Genomic DNA, 17,731 nt, shown 5'->3' on the forward strand with positions numbered 1-17,731 from the left:
ACGGTGTCGGATCATCCGCCGCCCTTCCCGAACAGCGCGTCGGCCGCAGCGCGGTGCGCCGCAGCCTTGTCGCGATGTGCGCTCACCCGCGCGATCTCGGCCTCGAGCATTGCGATACGCTCGTCCAGCTCGGCCTGCGAATAGGGGCCGAGGTCTTCCCCAGCGAGACGGGAAGCCGCATCTCCGCTGGGGCGAGGGCGATCGGGCTCTTCCATTGGCATGCAGCATCAGGGGGAAGCGGCTTGCTGTCAATCCGAGAGACGGTTATTCGCGCAACACCGATGGTTAATTGGGGTCTAGAGCACTTTCCGATCAATCCGGGTCACCCTGACGGAGCCTGTTTTGGCCCAGCGCAAGGAACGACGAGTGAGCCATGCTTAAGCATAGTGAACGAGGAGAGACGCCGCGCTGGGCCAAAACAGGCCCGCTCCTTCGGAGTCGCGTCAGGAAGTCCGCTGGCTTCGTCGCGGCACTTGCAGGGGCAACCAGCCCCTGCTGCGCGCCACTCCTGTCCAGCGGACTTCCTGACGCGATCAGGGCGACCCGGATTGATCGGAAAGTGCTCAAAAGGGGGGCAACGCGGTGATGGTGGTGAGCAACGGGGCGGATTTGCCTGAGACGATGCAGGCGATTGGCTTCGATGCCCCCGGCGGGCCCGATGTGCTGCGGACCATGACCGCGCCCCTGCCGCGTCTGCGCCCCGATGATGTGCTGATCCGCGTCGCCTATGCCGGGGTCAACCGCCCTGATTGCTTGCAGCGCGCCGGCGCCTATCCGCCGCCGCCGGGCGCCTCGCCGCTGCTGGGGCTGGAGGTGTCGGGCGAAATCGTTGCCGTCGGCACCGAAGTCCCGCGCGAGATGATCGGGCAATATGTCGCCGCGCTCACGCCGGGCGGTGGCTATGCCGAATATTGCGCGGCGCATTGGCAGCATTGCCTGCCGGTGCCCGAAGGTATGATGCTGTCCGAAGCCGCCGCGATCCCCGAAACCCTTTTCACCGTGTGGCACAACCTGTTCGAGCGCGGCCTCGCGCGCGATGGGGAGAGCGTGCTGATCCACGGCGGCACCAGCGGCATCGGGACGATGGCGATCATGCTCGGCAAGGCCTTCGGGCTGCAGGTGATCGTCACCTGCGGCGACACCGCCAAATGCGCCGCCGCGACCCGGATCGGCGCCGACCTCGCGATCAATTACCGCGAGCAGGACTTTGTCGAGGCGGTGCTCGCGCATACCGAAGGCAAGGGCGTCAACGTGGTGCTCGACATGGTCTCGGGCGATTATGTCGCGCGCAACATGAGATGCCTTGCCGAGGATGGCCGCCATGTCACGATCGCGGTGCTGGGCGGTGCCAAGGCCGACCTCAACATGGCGGTGGTGATGATGAAGCGCCTGACCCTTACCGGATCGACCCTGCGCCCGCGCACCGACAGTTTCAAGGCCGCGCTCGCCGACGAGATTGCCGACAATGCCTGGCCGCTGTTCTGCGACGGCGAATTGTCGCCGGTGATGGACATGACCTTCCCCCTCGCAGACGCCGCCGCCGCCCATGCGCGGATGGAGAACGGCGACCACATCGGCAAGATCGTGCTGGAGGTTGCAGGCCAATGACCTATCCCGTGCTGCGCATTTCGGGCGATTACGCTTTCGTCGAGGTTCGCAAGGGACGCGGGGCGATGCGATGGCGCGACATGACGCCAATCCATCGCGGCCCGGCGACCGCAGGAAAGGAATGGAAGGGCGGAGAGGGCGACAAGCTCGCCGCCTGCCACTGCCTCTGGCCGAGCGACCCCAATTCCACCCTGTCGCAGCCCTATGAGCAATCCTCGTGGGAGGGGCTGGGAACCGGGCAGCCCAAGCTGCTGGTGTTCCCCACCACCTTGTCCGGGTTCATCGCGTTGCAGGACGAGGCGGGGAGCGGGGAGGACGCGCTGACCCTCCACGAAGATCCCCGCAGCGGGAATTGCTACAAGATCAAGCTCACCGCCGCGCTGCTCGGCCTGCCGCTGGCGACCCGCGCCTATGACATCATGCAGGGCGAGACGCGCACGCCCGAGTTTCTCGCCACAGTCAACGCCAACGGGCGCATCCCGGTGTTGCAGATCGGCGAGGGGGAGCAGGCGCGCTTCCTGCCTGAAAGCAACGCCGCCTGCTGGTATCTCGCCCACGGCTCGGCGCTGATCCCGGAGGAACGCTTTGCGCAGGCGGACATGCTGCGCTGGATGTTCTTCGAGCAGTACAACCACGAACCCAACGTCGCCACCCTGCGCTTCTGGCTGCGTTTCGTGGGCGAGGCGAACCTGTCGGAGCAGCAGCGCGCGCAGATGATGGCCAAGCGCATGGCGGGCTGCGCCGCGCTGGAGCTGATGGACAAGCATCTGGCGAGCAACGCCTTTTTCTGCGGCGACACCCCGACGCTCGCCGACATCGCGCTGTTCGCCTACACCCATGTCGCCGAGGAGGGCGGCTTTGGTCTGGGCAACTATCCGCATATCCGGAGCTGGATCGCGCGGGTTCAGGCGCTGCCCGGTTTCGTCCCGATGAGCTGAGCTGGGCCTGACTTGTCATTGAAAACATGACGCGGAACCGTCACGCCCCTGCGATTCGGGTGTAACATTCGGCTGGCAAAGGATTTCCGAGAGACCAAGCTCAGGAAATCCCGATGACCGGCGCCGACCTCACCGATCTGATCCACGACAACATCGCCAGCTTCCCCGTGTCCGCGCCGCGCACGCCCGAGCCGGAAGGGAGGGAGCGGCGGTCGTTCCGCACGATCTGGATCAGCGACGTCCATCTCGGCACCAAGGGCTGCAACGCCGATCTGCTGATCGACTTCCTCGACCACACCGACAGCGAGACGATGTATCTGGTGGGCGACATCATCGACGGCTGGCGGCTGAAGAAGAAGTTCTACTGGCCGTCGGCACACAACGATATCGTCTGGCGTATCATGAAGCGCGCGCGGCGGGGCACGCGGGTGGTCTATATCCCGGGCAACCACGACGAGATGTTCCGGCAGTTCACCGGGCTCAATTTCGGCGGGATCGAAATTCGCCGGGCCGCCTTCCACGATACCGCCGATGGCCGCCGGCTGATGGTGCTGCACGGCGACGAGTTCGATGCCGTCATGCTGTCGCACCGCTGGCTCGCCTTCGTGGGGGACCATGCCTACCACTTCATGATGAAGTGCAATATCGCGGTGAACACCGTGCGCCGCTGGCTGGGCAAGCCCTACTGGTCGCTCTCCAAGGCGGCCAAGCACAAGGTCAAGAACGCGGTGGAGTTCATCGGCAAGTACGAGGAAGTCGTCGCCCGTGCGGCCGGAGAGCGCGGGGTGGACGGGGTGGTGTGCGGGCACATTCACACCGCCGAATTCCGCGCGTTCCAGCACAATGGCCGGAACATCGAATACTGGAACGATGGCGACTGGGTCGAAGGCTGCAACGCGCTGGTCGAACACCACGACGGGCGCATGGAGATCCTCCACTGGGCCGACGAGATCAAGCGCCGCGAGGCAGAGGCGGCCAGCACCGCTGCCGCTACCGAAGCGCGCGAGGCGGCGTGAATCGGTTGACCTCCATTCCCATCGAGGATTGCACCGCCGCGCCTTCGCCCATCCCGGCCCGGATCGCGATCGTTACCGATGCCTGGCACCCCCAGACCAACGGCGTTGTGCGCACGCTCTCGACCACCTGCGATGTGCTGCGCGGCTGGGGGCATGAGGTCACGGTCATCTCGCCCGAAGGCTACCCCTCGATCCCCGCGCCGACCTATCCCGAGATTCGCCTCGCGCTCACCTTGCCGGGCGCGGTCGGGCGGCGGCTGGCCCGGATCGCGCCCGATGCGGTGCATATCGCCACCGAAGGCCCGCTGGGCTTCGCCGCCCGCGCCTATTGCCTGCGCCGCCGCGTGCCCTTCACCACCGCCTATCACACCCAGTTCCCGGACTATATCGCGCGCCGCACCGGCCTGCCTGCGAGCGTCTTCTGGCCCTATATCCGCTGGTTCCACCGACCCGCGCAGACGATCATGGTGGCGACCGAGACGATCTGCGCCACCTTGCGCGAACAGGGCCTGACCCGGCTGACCCACTGGAGCCGGGGCGTCGATCTGTCGTGCTTTTCCCCGCAGGCCCCGCGCCCGGCCGAATATGCCGGGATCGCAGGGCCGATCCTGCTCTATGTCGGGAGGGTGGCGGTCGAGAAGAACATCGAAGCCTTCCTCGCCTGTCCCTATCCCGGCACCAAGGTGGTGGTGGGTGACGGCCCGGCCGTCGCGGGGCTCAAGGAGAAGTTTCCGCAAGCGCTGTTTCTCGGCAAGCGCACGGGCGAGGCGCTGGCGGGGTGCTATGCCCATGCCGATGTCTTCGTTTTCCCCAGCCGCACCGACACTTTCGGGCTGGTGATGATCGAGGCGCTGGCCTGCGGCACCCCGGTCGCCGCCTTCCCGGTGCCGGGGCCGATCGACATTATTACCGAAAGCGTCGGCGCGCTGTCCGAGGATCTTGCCCGCGCGATCGACGCCGCGCGCTATTGCGACCGCGCCGCCTGCGCCGCCTATGCCGCAGGCTATTCCTGGGAGGCGGCGAGCCGGCAATTCCTCGCCGGGCTAGCGGCGCTGGGCGAAGACGAGGCCGTTTCGTTGCAGACGCTGCCGGTCTTCTGAATCCATTTCTTGCCGTTCCGCGCCGTTTCGCCTATCTGATACTCCAAGGCGGCCGCTCCGAAAGGGGCGGCCCTTTCATTTTCAACGGAGATTTCCTCATGGCGACCAAGGATCAGCCCAAGCCGCTGATGCCGCATGCCACCGCGACCTGGCTGGTGGACAACACCGCGCTGTCTTTCGAACAGATCGCCGAGTTCTGCGGCCTCCACATCCTCGAAGTGCAGGCGATGGCCGATGATCTTGCGGGCAGCAAGTACACCGGTCGCGATCCCGTGCACTCGGGCGAGCTGACCCAGGCCGAAATCGAGAAGGGGCAGGACGATTCGTCCTACTCGCTCAAGATGCACAAGGCTCCGGTCGAGGTGACCCGCACCAAGGGCCCGCGTTACACTCCCGTGTCGAAGCGTCAGGACAAGCCCGATGGCATCGCCTGGATTCTGCGCAACCACCCCGAGGTGTCGGACGCGCAGATCGGCAAGCTGATCGGCACCACCCGCAACACCATCGGCGCGATCCGTGACCGTTCGCACTGGAACATCCAGAACATCACGCCGAAGGATCCGGTGACGCTGGGCCTGTGCTCGCAGCGCGAGCTCGACGCGATGGTCGCCAAGGCCGCCAAGCGTGCCGGCGTGACCGAGGACGCCGAAGCCCCGGTCAAGTCCGAGCGCAATGATCGCGAACGGCTGATCGAGGAACTGCGCGCCGAGCGTGACGACAAGGTCAAGGCCGCCGGCGAAGCCGCGCAGGAAGCCGAGGCCGAAGCCTGGCTCGCCCGCAAGCGCGAAGCCGAGGCCGAGGAAAAGAAGATCGACCCTGAGAGCGGGTTTATCTGATTTTTTTAGTGCGTGCCCGCCTCCGCGGGCACATCCTCGGTGCTGTTCCTTCGCTTCGCTACGGGCAACTGCGGCTCGCGCGCGTGCGCTCGCGGCCCGTCCGCTGGCGGGCCGAGCAGGCCCTTCTTCCGCTTACCTTTCGTCCAGCCCGGGGCGGGGCAGAATCTAGCCAAAATCCCGCAGTTTCGCTTGTGCCCGGCATGATTGTCGGCCACAATTACTGACATGACTGTCAGTAGTGTCGCTCCCGCCTATCACCATCCCGTCCCGCTCGAAACGGTCTTCGCACCGGCAACGCTACCCGCGCTGCTGGAACGCACGCGCGCCGCGAATCCGCAGGCGTCGTTCCTGCATTTCCTCGGGCGCACCTACAGCTATGCCGAGATCCACAAGCAGGCGGTAGCCTTCGCCGCCGGGCTTCAGGCGCTGGGCATCGCCAAGGGCGACCGCGTCGGCCTGTTCCTTCCCAATGTCCCGATCTACGCCGCCGCCTATTACGGCGCGATGATGGCGGGCGCGGTGGTGGTGAACTTCTCGCCGCTCTATTCGGTCGAGGAGCTGAGCTGGCAGGTCGGCGACAGCGGCACGCGGTTGCTGGTGACGCTCGACGTTCCCGAACTCTACACAACCGCGGAGAAAGTGCTGGACGGATCGGCGCTGGAAACGCTGGTGGTGGGCCGGCTTGCCGATCAACTGCCGTGGGTGAAGGGCGTCGCGCTGAAGCTGCTGAAGCGCAAGCAGATCGCCGATGTTGCCTATGGGCCGAGCGTCAAGAGCTGGGCCGCGATGACCCCGGCGGGCACGCCGCGCGCGGTTGACATCACCCCCGCCGATCTCGCCCTGCTGCAATATACCGGCGGCACCACCGGGCGGCCCAAGGGCGCGATGCTGGGGCATGACCAGCTCTCGGTGAACGCGCAGCAGGTCGCCGCGCTCAATCCCTTCGGCGATCCGGCGGGCGAGTGCTTCATGGGCGCGCTGCCGTTCTTCCACGTCTTCGCCAACACCGCGCTGCTCAATCACGCGATGGTCACAGGTGCCTCGATCGCGATGGTGCCGCGGTTCGAGACCAAGCAGGTGCTGGCAACGATCCAGAAATACCGCTGCACCGGCTTTCCCGGCGTGCCGACGATGTTTCAGGCGATGCTCGACCACCCCGATCTCGCCAAGACCGACCTTTCCAGCCTCAAGGTCTGCATCTCCGGCGGCGCGCCGATGCCGGGGCCGGTGCACGAAAAGTTCGAGACCGTCACCGGCGTGCGCATCTGCGAGGGCTATGGCCTTACCGAAAGCTCGGGCGTGGTCTCGGCCAACCCCTATGACGGGGTGCGCAAGCGCGGCACGATCGGCCAGCTGGTGCCGGGGACCGAGGTGATCCTGCTCGACAAGGAAGACCCGGCGAAGCTCGCGCCCGAGGGCGAGCCGGGGGAGCTTGCCGTCCATGGCCCGCAGGTGATGCGCGGTTACTGGAACCACCCCGAGGCCGATGAGGACTGCTTCGTCACCCACGGCGGCAAGCGCTACCTGCGCACCGGCGATGTCGCGCGGATCGACGCGGACGGCTTCCTCGAGATCGTCGACCGCATCAAGGACATGATCGCCGTCGGTGGCTTCAAGGTCTTCCCGAGCGTGGTCGAGGACGTGATCCTCGAACATCCCGCGGTGAAGGAGGCGCTGGTGATCGGCGTGCCGGAAGAATACCGCGGCGAGGTTCCCCGCGCCTATGTCACCCTCAACGAAGGCGCGACCGAAACCGGCGAGGAGCTGGCGAACTGGCTCAACGCCCGCATCGGCAAACACGAGCGGGTCGACATGGTGGTGGTGCGCGAAAGCCTGCCCAAGACGATGATCGGCAAGCTCGACCGCAAGACGCTCAGGGCCGAGGTGCTTTAGTCAGCATCCGGTTCGCCCTGAGCTTGTCGAAGGGCCGTCCTTCTCTGCTCGACCCGAACGTGCCGACAAAAGTGCGGTGCTTCGACAGGCTCAGCACGAACGGAGATAAGGTGGAGCCCTACTCCGCCGCTGCGATGCTCGAAGGCACCGCCTGCACCGGCTTGACCGCTTGCCTCGCGTTGGGCGCGAAACGGCCATCGACCTGCGCGCCCTGCTCGATCGTCAGCGCATCGTAATGCACGTCGCCTTCGATCCGGGCACTCTTGAGGATCACCAGCTCGCGCGCAGTGATCGAGCCGTTGACGGTTCCCGCCATGCGCGCGCTTTCAGCGGTGATCGCGCCGCGGATCTCGCTCTTCTCGCCCTGCACGAGGCTCGCACAGGTGATGTCGCCTTCGACCGTGCCGTCGATATGCAGGTCGGCGGTGGCGGAGATGTTGCCGGTGATCACCACATCCGCGCCGATTACCGAAAAGGTCGAACCCGATGCCATGCTGCTGCTCCTGTTAACGGCCCGTGGCGGCGGCGCGGACGGGGCCTGCCCGGCGGGCTCGGACTTCCTTGAGAACATTGGGGGCAGCCTCCAGAAAGGGACGCGGATTGACCGCGCGATCATTGATGCGGACTTCGAAATGCAGGTGCGGGCCGGTGGAGCGCCCGGTCGAGCCGAGCCCCGCGATGGTCGCACCTGCGGCGACCTGCTGGCCGACCTTCACATCGAAGCGCGAAAGGTGCGCGTAACGGGTCAACATTCCGTTGCCGTGGGTGATCTCGACCACATTGCCGTAGCCCGACTTGCGCCCGACGAAGCTGACGCGGCCATCGGCGGCGGCGAAGACGGGGGAGCCCATCGGACCCTTGAAGTCGATCCCGGCATGCATCGCGCCGCTGCCGTTGAAGGGGTCGCGGCGGTAGCCGAAGCCCGAGGTGATGCTCTCGACACTGGCGGGCACGACCTGCGGAATGCCATTGAGCGCGCGTTCCAGCACGGCCATCCGGGTGAGGCTGAGGCCGAGGCGTTCGAAGCGCGGGTCGATCGAATCGCCGCCGGTGAAGGCTTCGAAGGGACCACCCATCGCCTGCTGCGCTTCGCGGCTGAGCAGTTTGGGATCAAGATTGAGCTTGCGCATCGCGGCTTCGGCGCGGCGCGCGCGGCCATCGGCGAAGCGGGTGAGGCGTTCCACCAGCGCAAGCTGGCGCGCCTCGATCTCGGCCAGACCGCGCGCTTCGGGCATCAGCGCGCTGACCTTCTTGATCGTTTCTCCGGCGGCGGTGGTCGAATCACTCACCGTGCCGCTGGCCGCACCTTCGGCGACCAGATCTTCGGGCAGCATCCGCGCCATTTCCTCGAGGAATTCCTGCCGCGCTTGCAGATCGTCAACCACCTTGTCGACATTGCCGGCATAGGCCTTGATCCGCTGATCGGCGCTGGCGACTTCAGCGCGTTTTTCGGCGAAGGAGGCAAGGTCGGCCTCGGCACGATACTGGCCCCAGGCCATCACCGCGAGCGCGACCAGCCACAGCACCAGCGCCGCGACCGCCGCACCGGCGACGCGCATCTGGAGCTTGCCCGAAATCTTGATGAAACGCACCTGACCATCGGCACGCATGAAGAACTCGCGGTCTGGGAACCAACGGCGCAGCCGGTCGCCCCAGCGAAGTGCGGTATTGCTAAGTGACAAGTGCGGCCCCGATTTATGTTCTGAATGCCCGTGCAAGGCCGCTATCAGGCGATTCGGGCGGGGTCGAATCCGCAGACCCGCAGGGGGGGCGAATCGAAAGGGAATCGCGACAAAGTGCACTTTCCCACAGCGCGCCCCTTCATATGTGGTTTGCCGGGTGGACGAATCGCGCATCGACTCGGTGGAGGGGACTCGGCGAATCCCCAGCGGGGGCGCGGGCCTGACAGGCGGGCCCCAGGATGCTAGAGGGGCGGGCATGACTCAAACCTCAGCCTCTGTTCGCCCTTCCGAAACCCTTGATCCCGAAGCGCTGGTGAACGGCCTTGCCCGCGCCGCGCGCGCCGCGCAGCGTCAGCTCGCCGCGATGCCGAGCGCCGACCGCGCCGCCGCGCTCCACCGCGCTGCCGAGGCGCTGCGTGCCGCCACCCCGGCGGTGCTCGCCGCCAATGCCGAGGATGTCGCCGCCGGCGAAGCGCGCGGGCTCTCGGGCGCGATGCTCGACCGGCTGCGGCTCGACGAAGCACGGCTTGCCGGGATCGCCGATGCGGTCGCCGCGGTCGCCGATCTGCCCGATCCGGTCGGGCAGGTGATCGATTCGAGCACGCCGCCCAATGGGCTGAAGCTCAGCCGCGTCCGCGTGCCGATCGGCACCATCGGGATCATCTACGAAAGCCGTCCCAACGTTACCGCCGATGCCGCTGCGCTGTGCGTGCGCGCGGGCAACGCGGCGCTGCTGCGCGGGGGAAGCGAGGCGGTGCATTCCAACCGCGCGATCCACGCCGCGCTGGTCGAAGGACTCGTCGAAGGCGGCGTCCCTGCGGATGCGGTGCAGCTGCTGCCGACGCAGGACCGCGCGGCGGTGGGCGCGATGCTGACTGCGGCGGGCCTGATCGACATGATCGTGCCGCGCGGGGGCAAGAGCCTCGTCGCAAGGGTGCAGGCCGATGCGCGCGTGCCGGTGCTCGCCCATCTCGACGGGATCAACCACACCTATATCCACGCCGCCGCCGACCCGGCGATGGCAGAGGCCATTGCATTGAACGCCAAGCTGCGCCGCACCGGCATCTGCGGGGCGATGGAGACGCTGCTGATCGACGCGGCATTCCCCAAGGCGGGCGCGTTGGTCGCCGCGCTGATCGACAAGGGCTGCGAGGTGCGCGGCGACAAGCGCATCGCCGCGCTCGATTCGCGGGTTATCCCGGCCAGCGCGAATGACTGGGACACCGAATATCTCGACGCGATTCTCTCGGTGGCGATGGTCGATGATCTCGATGCCGCGCTGGCGCATATTGCGCGCCATTCCTCGGCCCATACCGATGCCATCGTCACCGCCGACGATGCTGCCGCCGAACGCTTCCTGACGGAAGTCGACAGCGCCATCGTGATGCACAACGCCTCCTCGCAATTTGCCGACGGGGGCGAGTTCGGCCTCGGCGCGGAGATCGGGATCGCCACCGGTCGGCTCCACGCGCGCGGCCCGGTCGCGCTGGAGGGGCTGACGACCTACAAGTGGCAGGTGCGCGGGACGGGCCAGACCCGGCCCTGAGGCCAAACGCGCGTGGGCACGCCTGTCCTCACCGGGCTCCTCGGCGGGAGCTTCAACCCCGCGCATGGCGGGCACCGGCGAATCACGCTGTTCGCGGCTGAGGCGCTGGGGCTGGACGAGACCTGGTGGCTGGTCTCGCCCGGCAATCCGTTAAAGCCCAGGGCAGGCATGGCGCCGCTCACGGCGCGGCTGCTATCGGCCCGAAAGCAGGCGCGGCGCGCGCGGATCGTTCCCACTGCGATCGAGCAGAGACTCGGCACGCGCTACACCGTGGACACGCTCGCCGCGCTCACCCAGCGCTATCCCAAACGGCGCTTCGTGTGGCTGATGGGGAGCGACAATCTCGCCCAGTTGCACCGCTGGAAGGACTGGCGGCGGATCGCCCGGACAATGCCGATTGCGGTGATCGCCCGCCCCGGCTATGATGGTGAAGCCATGACGAGCCCCGCCATGGCCTGGCTCAGACGCTATCACGTGCCTGCCGCCAGCTTTCGGAAACGGGGGCAATGGAGCGCACCGGCCCTGGTGTTATTGCGTTTCGATCCGGATTACCGCTCGGCCACGGCCATCCGCCGTGCCAATGCCGGGTGGGCCGAGGCTTTGCTTGGACAAGGTGGGCTCGGAGACGGATCGAAAGGCGCGCATGAACCACCCCCGGTGCGTGATCGGCTGACATTCCGCATGATCCGGCCCGAGCAGCAGGCATGAGGCGCGCCCGACGCGCCTCGGCCCGCCCGCTGGCTGACCTGCCGGTTGCCCGCCCTCAACCCTGCCTCGAACTCTGGAGATACCCGATTGCCAACCACCGAAGCCTTGATCCTGGGCCTGCCGCAGGGCGCCGCTCAAGCTGCATCCCAAGCGGCCGCCTCCGTGGCGCGCGCTGACATGAGCGGCGCAAGCCTGCACCAGCTGGTAATGGACCAGCTCGACGACGATCAGGCGCAGGACATCGTCACCATCCCGCTCGAGGGCAAAAGCTCGATCGCCGATCACATGGTGATCGCCAGCGGACGCTCGACCCGGCAGGTGGCTTCGATGGCGCAGAAACTCGCCGAGAAAATCAAGCAGGCCGGGTTCGGCCATGCCCGGATCGAAGGCCTTCCGGCTGCCGACTGGGTGCTGATCGACGCGGGCGATGTGGTGGTGCACCTGTTCCGTCCCGAAGTGCGCAGTTTCTACAACCTTGAACGGATGTGGAGCTTCGAGGGGTCGGAAACGTCGATGCTGGGGCGTAACTGATTTGTTTTGCGCTCGCCCATCCGGGCGAGCGTCCTCGGTGCGTATTTATGTTCCGCAGCCCATCCGGGCTGCGAAATCCTCGCTCATGCGACCTGAAGGTCGCGTCGCTGCGGGCGGCCGGTCGGCCTTGCGGGCCTGCGGCCCGTTCCTGTCCGTGTAATCGGGGTCCGAGCCATCCTTCTTCACATCATCGCGCGGGGAAAAATCGGGCGTTCGCCGGAGGGCGAGCTGGTGGAGCGCTATGCCAAGCGCCTGACCTGGCCGGTGAAGCTCACCGAATGGCCCGATACCGGCGCGGGCAAGGTGGCCGATGCGCTCACCCCCTGCCGCACCGTGCTGCTCGACGAGCGCGGCAAGGCGATGTCATCGGAGAGCTTCGCCGCCCTGCTGGGCCAGTGGCGCGATGATGGCGTGCGCGAGACGCGCTTCATGATCGGCGCGGCGGATGGCCATTCGGATGCCGAGCGCGCCTCTGCCGACCTCCTCCTCGCCTTTGGCCCTGCCACTTGGCCGCACATGCTGGCGCGCGCGATGCTGATGGAGCAGCTCTACCGCGCCACCACGATCCTTGCAGGCCACCCCTATCATCGGGCATGACGTCACCATGCGCGGGCGATTGATCCTGATTTGCGTAGCAACGCTCGGTGTCGCCACGGCGCTGGCGCTGGCCATGCCCGACAGCCGCGCCGCGCCCTCGGTCGCCCTGCTCGAAGCCGATGACGCCGAGGCGGCGCTCAAGCGTGCAACCCGCGAAAGCCAGCTGGCCGAAACCCGCGCCGCGCGGCTCAGCGCCGAGGCCGAGGCCGCCACGGAAGCCGCCACCCGCACCGCCAGCGAGGCTGCTGCGCTCGCCGCGCGCATCCAGCAATCCGAGGCAGATATCGAAATCGCCCGTGCGCGGCTCACCATCGCCCGCCAGCAGCGCGCCGCTGTGACCGCGCGCCTTGCCGCAAAGCGCGTGCCCACCGCGCGCCTTGCCGCCGCGCTGCAGACGGTCGCACGCCGTCCGCTGGCGCTGTCGGCGCTGCAACCGGGCTCGCTCAAGGATGTGGTGCATGTGCGTGCGGTGCTCGACGGCGCGGTGCCGCAGATCGCCGCGCGCACGGCGGGGCTCAAGGCCGAGCTTGACCGGGGCCGCGCGCTCGAGGCGCAGGCCGCCGCCGCAGTCGAGCAAATGCGCGGCAGCGAGGCTGCACTGCGCCAGCGCCGCGCACAGCTCGCCGCGCTCGAACAGCAGCAGCGCATCGCCTCGCGCACCGCACGCGGCGCGGCCTTGCGTGAGGCCGAGCGCGCGCTGGCGCTGGCCGAGGAAGCGCGCGATCTCGATGGGCTGGTGGACAAGCTGGGCGAAGTCGCGGCACTGCGGCAGGAGCTTGCCGCGCTGCCCGGCCCGGTGCTGCGCCCCGAAAACCTCGCCGCCGCGCTGCCGCCGGAAGCCGCACCCGCGCCCTCTTCCGCCGCCAGCAGCCCGCCGCCGCGCGATTTCCAGCTGCCGGTGCAGGGGCGCACGCTCGCCGGTTTCGGATCGAAGCGCGCGAGCGGCCTTGCCGCCACCGGACTCACGCTGGCACCTGCCAAGGATGCGCAGGTCGTCGCCCCGGCGCGCGGGCGAGTCGCCTTTGCCGGGGCCTATCGCGGTTTCGGGCGAATCGTCATCATCGAGCATGACGGCGGCTGGACCAGCCTCGTCACCGGGCTCGCCATGGTCGAGGTCGCGGTGGGCGATTCCGTCATCGGCGGCAGCCCGCTAGGCCGCGCAACCGGCGGCACGGAGCCGGTGACGATCGAGCTGCGGCAGGATGGAAAGCCGGTCAACCCCTTGCAATATCTGCGATAATTACCACGTCGCGGGCGCTCTGTCCCCCTCCGGATCACCCCCGCAGCGTTGATCTGGCGTTCAGCAAGCCAAGCCTATACACTCTCCCGCCGAAGGAGCATCCCGCACCCATGAACATCGCCGCACTCCTGCGCAGCGCAGCCCTTGTCACTGCCGTAGCGCTGATCCCTGCCACCACCGCCACCATGGCCCAAGTCGATGGCCGCGCCGGGCCCGAATTCGCCAAGCTCTTCGCCGTCTTCCAGCGTGTGAAATCGAGCTATGTCGAACCGGTCGAGGACGACGTGCTGATCCGCGGCGCGATCGACGGGATGCTGGCCGCGCTCGATCCGCATTCGGCCTATCTCGATGGCGGCGATCTCCAGCGGCTGGAGACGATGATCGACGGGCAATATTCGGGCCTCGGCCTGTCGGTTGTGATGGAGGACGGCGCGGTCAAGGTGATCTCGCCGTTCCGCGGCAGCCCCGCCGAAAGCGCCGGGATCAAGGCGGGCGATTTCATCACGCATCTCGATGGCAAGCTGATCGTCGACACCAAGCTCGATGACGCGGTGGCCCAGATGCGCGGGCCCAAGGGCACTTCGATCCAGCTGACGATCTTCCGTCCGGGCCGCGAGGAGCCGCTCGAAGTCAACGTGACGCGCGGCGTGATCGAGCTCGAGCCGGTCACCTCCGAACTGGCCGAGGGCAATATCGCGCTCATCACCGTCAATGAATTCTCCGCCCAGGTCGGCGCGGATGTCTACAAGGCGTGGGCCGATCTCAAGAAGAAGGCCCCCGGCGGGCGCATCAACGGGCTGGTGCTTGACCTGCGCAACAATCCGGGCGGGAGCCTCGATGAATCTGTGGCGCTCAGCGACCTGTTCCTGAGCTCGGGCCGGATCGTCAGCCAGCGCGGCCGCGCGCGGGGCGAAACAGTGCTTTACGATGCCGAAAGCGTCTATCGCGGCGACATGGCCGAAGGCGTGCCGATGATCGTGCTGATCAACGCCGGTTCGGCCTCGGCCTCCGAGATCGTCGCGGGCGCGCTGCAGGATCACCGCCGCGCGCTGATCATGGGCGAGCGCAGCTTCGGCAAGGGCTCAGTCCAGTCGCTGCTGCCGCTGGGCACCGATGCCGCGCTGAAGCTGACCACCGCGCGCTATTTCACCCCGGCGGGCAAATCGGTGCAGGAAGGCGGGATCCGCCCCGACATCACCGTGCCGCAGATCTCCGACCCCGATTATGCGCTGCGCCAGAAATATCAGACCCGCGAGAGCGATCTGCGCGGGCATCTGATCAACGAGCTGGCGATCAAGGACGAGGAGATGGAATCGGACAAGATCGCCGATCCGCGCTTCCAGCTCACCGCAGCGCAGCTTGAAGAGCGCGGGGTCAAGGACTTCCAGCTCAATTACGCGATGGATACGCTGCGCCGCACCACCAAGAGCACGGTTGCGCTGCGGCCTGCGCCCAAGCCTTCCGCGAAGCCCTGAGCCGCAGCATGACCGACAATCTGGGGAAGGCCCGCTGGCTCGCGGTGCTGGTGCCTGCGGCGTTGCTGGGCGGGGCTTACCTGTCGCAATATGGCTTTGGCCTCAATCCTTGCGAGATGTGCTGGTGGCAGCGCTACCCGCATTTCGCCGCGCTGGCGTTGGGACTGGCGGCCTTCAAACTGAAGCCGCCGCAGGTGTGGACTGCATTGGCGGGCCTCGCGATCCTGACCTCGGGGCTGATCGGTGGCTTTCATGCCGGGGTCGAATATGGCTGGTGGGAGGGCATCACCGCTTGCTCCGCACCGCCCTCTGGCACCGACCTGTTCAACTTCGACGCCGCAACGGTGATTCGCTGCGATGTCGCCCCGTGGACGTTGTTCGGGATCAGCCTTGCGGGGTTCAATTTCCTGATTTCGAGCCTTTCGGGTGCGGCCATTGTGGCGCTCGCTGCGTATCGTAAGTAAGAGAACGCGCATCGCGCCCGCGATGTGACACCAAGAATTGCGCGAAGGAGCCGATGATGGACCGCCAAGCCCTCCACCGCATGATCCGGGTCGATCAGGCCGGGGAATTCGGCGCGACCCGCATCTATGAAGGCCAGTTGGCCGTCATGGGCGACCGCGGCCCCCATTCCGCCGAGATCCGCCACATGGCCGCGCAAGAGGCCGAGCACCGCGCCAAGTTCGACGCGCTGCTCGCCAAGCGCGGCGTGCGGCCGACGGCGCTGCACCCCTTCTGGTCGGCGGCGGGTTATGTGCTGGGCGCGGGCACCGCGCTGCTCGGCCCGGAAGCCGCGATGGCCTGCACCGCCGCGGTCGAGACCGAGATCGACAAGCACTATTCCGACCAGCTTGAAGAGCTTGAAGCGAGCGGGGCCGATCCCGAGCTCGCGGAAATGATCACCGCCTTCCGCGAAGATGAGCGCGAGCACCGCGACGCAGCGCTCGCCAACGGCGCCGAGCGCGCACCGGCCTATCCGCTCCTAGCGGGCGCGATCCGGCTGGGGTGCAGGATTGCGATCAAGGTGAGTGAGAGGATTTAGGAGAAGGCTCGCGGGGAGGCGCTGACCCGGTCGCGAAGCGACCGCAAGGCCGACCGGCCGCCCGCAGGTGCTCCGGCGCGCAGCGACGGAAACGCACCGAGGACGCACCCGCGGAGGCGGGTGCGCAAACAAAAAACCCTTCTATAAACTCCAGTAGATCAGCTCTTCGGGCAACCCGTCGCGATCCAGCGCGCTCTTGACGTCCACCAGCACGCCGCCCTTGCGAACCCGTGCCACCAGAGCGGCAGGGTCGGCGAGGTAGGCCGCGTGGTTCACCGCCAGCACCAGCGCATCGAGATCGGCCAGCGCCGCGTCGGGGCTCAGCGTGATGCCGTATTCTTGGCGCGCCGCCGCCGGATCGGCGAGCGGATCGCTCACCAGCGCGTCGATCCCGTATTCGCGCAGTTCGGCGAGGATATCGGGGACCTTGGAATTGCGGATGTCGGGCACGTCCTGCTTGAAGGTCAGCCCCATCACGCCCACCCGCGCCCGGCAGGGGGAGACCCCGTTCGCAATCAGGAGCTTCACCACCTTCTGCGCGATCGCCTGCCCCATCGCATCGTTGATCCGCCGCCCGGCGAGGATCACTTCGGGCCGGTAGCCGAGCTTTTCCGCTGCCGCCGTGAGGTAGAAGGGGTCGACCCCGATGCAGTGCCCGCCCACAAGGCCGGGGGTGAAGGGCAGGAAGTTCCACTTGGTCCCCGCAGCCGCCAGCACGTCGCGCGTGGCGAGGCCCATGCGGTCGAAGATCAGCGCGATTTCGTTCATCAGCGCGATGTTGAGATCGCGCTGGGTGTTCTCGATCACCTTGGCGGCCTCAGCCACCTTGATCGAGGGGGCTTCGTGCAGCCCCGCATCGACCACCGCGCCATAGACTTCGCGCATCCGGGCGAGCGCCGCAGGGCTGTCGGCGGCGATGATCTTGGTGATGGTCTCGAGCCGGTGGAAGGTGTCGCCCGGATTGATGCGTTCGGGGCTGTAGCCGAGCGCGAAGTCCGCGCCTTGCGCGAGGCCCGATGCCGCAGCCAGCCACGGCCCGCAGATGTCCTCGGTCACGCCGGGGAACACGGTCGATTCGAACACCACCAGCGCGCCCTTCTGCAAGTGCGGGCCGATGGTTTCGCAGGCACGTTGCAGCGGGGTGAGGTCGGGGCGGCGCTCTTCGGTGATCGGGGTCGGCACGGTGACGATGATGAGGCTCGCTCCCGCCAGCACCGCCGGGTCATCGCTGACGGCAAGCCCGCATGACGCCAGCCGTGCATCGTCGATCTCGCGGGTGCTGTCGCGCCCGGCGCGCAGTTCGGCGATGCGCCGCGCGGCGATGTCGAAGCCGGTCACAGCCACGCCCCGCGGCCCCAGCCGCTCGGCCAGCGCCACGGCGACCGGCAGGCCGACATAGCCAAGCCCCACGACTGCGATATTCCCGTCCATGATCCGAGCGCCTACCTGCAAACCTTTCAAGATTTCGCTAAGTCGGGGGGTGGAGGGCTTTTCAGGCCGGGTTCAGGCCCCGCGCACT

The 17,731-nt window shown here is 67.2% G+C and carries 18 protein-coding genes; 14 read left to right on the forward strand and 4 right to left on the reverse strand.

All coding sequences use genetic code 11. The annotated features are described in order from the left end of the window. Positions 1–11 precede the first annotated feature (11 nt). Positions 12–215: a DUF1192 domain-containing protein gene (locus BZF59_RS03805; RefSeq protein ID WP_086606922.1), complete on the reverse strand. Its 204-nt coding sequence runs from the start codon at positions 213–215 to the stop codon at positions 12–14. 370 nt (positions 216–585) lie between these two features. Here BZF59_RS03805 and BZF59_RS03810 point away from each other — a divergent pair, with 370 nt between their 5' ends. The 6 genes from BZF59_RS03810 to BZF59_RS03835 all read left to right on the forward strand — a co-directional run bounded on the left by BZF59_RS03810 (position 586) and on the right by BZF59_RS03835 (position 7,391). Beyond that, entirely contained in the window at positions 586–1,608 is a 1,023-nt protein-coding gene (locus tag BZF59_RS03810; protein ID WP_245806007.1) for an NAD(P)H-quinone oxidoreductase, read from the forward strand. Between the two features lie 287 nt (positions 1,609–1,895). Next, a complete protein-coding gene (locus BZF59_RS03815; RefSeq protein WP_425429555.1) occupies positions 1,896–2,546 on the forward strand; it encodes a glutathione S-transferase family protein in 651 nt (216 codons plus the stop codon). Between the two features lie 113 nt (positions 2,547–2,659). Continuing rightward, the gene (locus BZF59_RS03820; protein WP_143738081.1) at positions 2,660–3,562 is read left to right on the forward strand and encodes a UDP-2,3-diacylglucosamine diphosphatase; all 903 of its coding nucleotides are present in this window, start codon (positions 2,660–2,662) and stop codon (positions 3,560–3,562) included. A gap of 5 nt (positions 3,563–3,567) precedes the next feature. Next, positions 3,568–4,662: a glycosyltransferase family 4 protein gene (locus BZF59_RS03825; RefSeq protein ID WP_245806008.1), complete on the forward strand. Its 1,095-nt coding sequence runs from the start codon at positions 3,568–3,570 to the stop codon at positions 4,660–4,662. Positions 4,663–4,760: 98 nt separating this feature from the next. Then, the gene (locus BZF59_RS03830; protein WP_086606924.1) at positions 4,761–5,498 is read left to right on the forward strand and encodes a DUF1013 domain-containing protein; all 738 of its coding nucleotides are present in this window, start codon (positions 4,761–4,763) and stop codon (positions 5,496–5,498) included. A 225-nt stretch (positions 5,499–5,723) separates the two neighbouring features. Then, positions 5,724–7,391 carry an AMP-binding protein gene (locus BZF59_RS03835; RefSeq protein ID WP_086606925.1) on the forward strand — a complete coding sequence of 556 codons (1,668 nt, stop codon included), beginning with the start codon at positions 5,724–5,726 and terminating at the stop codon, positions 7,389–7,391. A gap of 118 nt (positions 7,392–7,509) precedes the next feature. On the opposite strand, the gene BZF59_RS03840 is transcribed toward BZF59_RS03835, so the two are convergent. Both BZF59_RS03840 and BZF59_RS03845 read right to left on the reverse strand, forming a co-directional pair. Further along, on the reverse strand, positions 7,510–7,884 hold the full coding sequence (locus tag BZF59_RS03840; RefSeq protein ID WP_086606926.1) for a bactofilin family protein: 375 nt from the start codon (positions 7,882–7,884) through the stop codon (positions 7,510–7,512). Positions 7,885–7,897: 13 nt separating this feature from the next. After that, entirely contained in the window at positions 7,898–9,001 is a 1,104-nt protein-coding gene (locus tag BZF59_RS03845; protein ID WP_086607075.1) for a M23 family metallopeptidase, read from the reverse strand. Between the two features lie 328 nt (positions 9,002–9,329). On the opposite strand from BZF59_RS03845, the gene BZF59_RS03850 reads away from it, so the two are divergent. The 8 genes from BZF59_RS03850 to BZF59_RS03885 all read left to right on the forward strand — a co-directional run bounded on the left by BZF59_RS03850 (position 9,330) and on the right by BZF59_RS03885 (position 16,212). Then, positions 9,330–10,619: a glutamate-5-semialdehyde dehydrogenase gene (locus BZF59_RS03850; protein ID WP_086606927.1), complete on the forward strand. Its 1,290-nt coding sequence runs from the start codon at positions 9,330–9,332 to the stop codon at positions 10,617–10,619. Between the two features lie 12 nt (positions 10,620–10,631). After that, the gene (locus BZF59_RS03855; RefSeq protein WP_086606928.1) at positions 10,632–11,327 is read left to right on the forward strand and encodes a nicotinate-nucleotide adenylyltransferase; all 696 of its coding nucleotides are present in this window, start codon (positions 10,632–10,634) and stop codon (positions 11,325–11,327) included. A 177-nt stretch (positions 11,328–11,504) separates the two neighbouring features. After that, positions 11,505–11,858, forward strand: a complete 354-nt coding sequence (gene rsfS, locus BZF59_RS03860; protein ID WP_086607076.1) for a ribosome silencing factor — start codon at positions 11,505–11,507, stop codon at positions 11,856–11,858. Between the two features lie 174 nt (positions 11,859–12,032). Further along, entirely contained in the window at positions 12,033–12,455 is a 423-nt protein-coding gene (locus BZF59_RS03865) for a 23S rRNA (pseudouridine(1915)-N(3))-methyltransferase RlmH (protein ID WP_086606929.1), read from the forward strand. A 7-nt stretch (positions 12,456–12,462) separates the two neighbouring features. Then, positions 12,463–13,695: a murein hydrolase activator EnvC family protein gene (locus BZF59_RS03870; protein WP_086606930.1), complete on the forward strand. Its 1,233-nt coding sequence runs from the start codon at positions 12,463–12,465 to the stop codon at positions 13,693–13,695. Between the two features lie 110 nt (positions 13,696–13,805). After that, complete coding sequence (locus BZF59_RS03875; protein WP_086606931.1) at positions 13,806–15,170, forward strand: S41 family peptidase; 1,365 nt, start codon at positions 13,806–13,808, stop codon at positions 15,168–15,170. Positions 15,171–15,178: 8 nt separating this feature from the next. Continuing rightward, positions 15,179–15,634 carry a disulfide bond formation protein B gene (locus BZF59_RS03880; protein ID WP_086606932.1) on the forward strand — a complete coding sequence of 152 codons (456 nt, stop codon included), beginning with the start codon at positions 15,179–15,181 and terminating at the stop codon, positions 15,632–15,634. Positions 15,635–15,690: 56 nt separating this feature from the next. Continuing rightward, on the forward strand, positions 15,691–16,212 hold the full coding sequence (locus tag BZF59_RS03885) for a demethoxyubiquinone hydroxylase family protein (RefSeq protein WP_086607077.1): 522 nt from the start codon (positions 15,691–15,693) through the stop codon (positions 16,210–16,212). Between the two features lie 141 nt (positions 16,213–16,353). Here BZF59_RS03885 and BZF59_RS03890 read toward each other — a convergent pair whose 3' ends face one another. Then, on the reverse strand, positions 16,354–17,643 hold the full coding sequence (locus BZF59_RS03890; protein WP_086606933.1) for a nucleotide sugar dehydrogenase: 1,290 nt from the start codon (positions 17,641–17,643) through the stop codon (positions 16,354–16,356). Positions 17,644–17,731 lie beyond the last annotated feature (88 nt).

Source organism: Erythrobacter donghaensis, assembly GCF_002155425.1.
Lineage (GTDB): Bacteria > Pseudomonadota > Alphaproteobacteria > Sphingomonadales > Sphingomonadaceae > Erythrobacter > Erythrobacter donghaensis.

Coding starts and splice junctions, on each gene's coding strand:
- rsfS (WP_086607076.1), top strand. CDS start 11,505: ATGAGCGGCGCAAGCCTGCACCAGCTGGTAATGGACCAGCTCGACGAC.
- BZF59_RS03880 (WP_086606932.1), top strand. CDS start 15,179: ATGACCGACAATCTGGGGAAGGCCCGCTGGCTCGCGGTGCTGGTGCCT.
- BZF59_RS03850 (WP_086606927.1), top strand. CDS start 9,330: ATGACTCAAACCTCAGCCTCTGTTCGCCCTTCCGAAACCCTTGATCCC.
- BZF59_RS03885 (WP_086607077.1), top strand. CDS start 15,691: ATGGACCGCCAAGCCCTCCACCGCATGATCCGGGTCGATCAGGCCGGG.
- BZF59_RS03845 (WP_086607075.1), bottom strand. CDS start 9,001: ATGCGTGCCGATGGTCAGGTGCGTTTCATCAAGATTTCGGGCAAGCTC.
- BZF59_RS03805 (WP_086606922.1), bottom strand. CDS start 215: ATGGAAGAGCCCGATCGCCCTCGCCCCAGCGGAGATGCGGCTTCCCGT.
- BZF59_RS03835 (WP_086606925.1), top strand. CDS start 5,724: ATGACTGTCAGTAGTGTCGCTCCCGCCTATCACCATCCCGTCCCGCTC.
- BZF59_RS03810 (WP_245806007.1), top strand. CDS start 586: ATGGTGGTGAGCAACGGGGCGGATTTGCCTGAGACGATGCAGGCGATT.
- BZF59_RS03830 (WP_086606924.1), top strand. CDS start 4,761: ATGGCGACCAAGGATCAGCCCAAGCCGCTGATGCCGCATGCCACCGCG.
- BZF59_RS03890 (WP_086606933.1), bottom strand. CDS start 17,643: ATGGACGGGAATATCGCAGTCGTGGGGCTTGGCTATGTCGGCCTGCCG.
- BZF59_RS03870 (WP_086606930.1), top strand. CDS start 12,463: ATGCGCGGGCGATTGATCCTGATTTGCGTAGCAACGCTCGGTGTCGCC.
- BZF59_RS03875 (WP_086606931.1), top strand. CDS start 13,806: ATGAACATCGCCGCACTCCTGCGCAGCGCAGCCCTTGTCACTGCCGTA.
- BZF59_RS03840 (WP_086606926.1), bottom strand. CDS start 7,884: ATGGCATCGGGTTCGACCTTTTCGGTAATCGGCGCGGATGTGGTGATC.
- BZF59_RS03820 (WP_143738081.1), top strand. CDS start 2,660: ATGACCGGCGCCGACCTCACCGATCTGATCCACGACAACATCGCCAGC.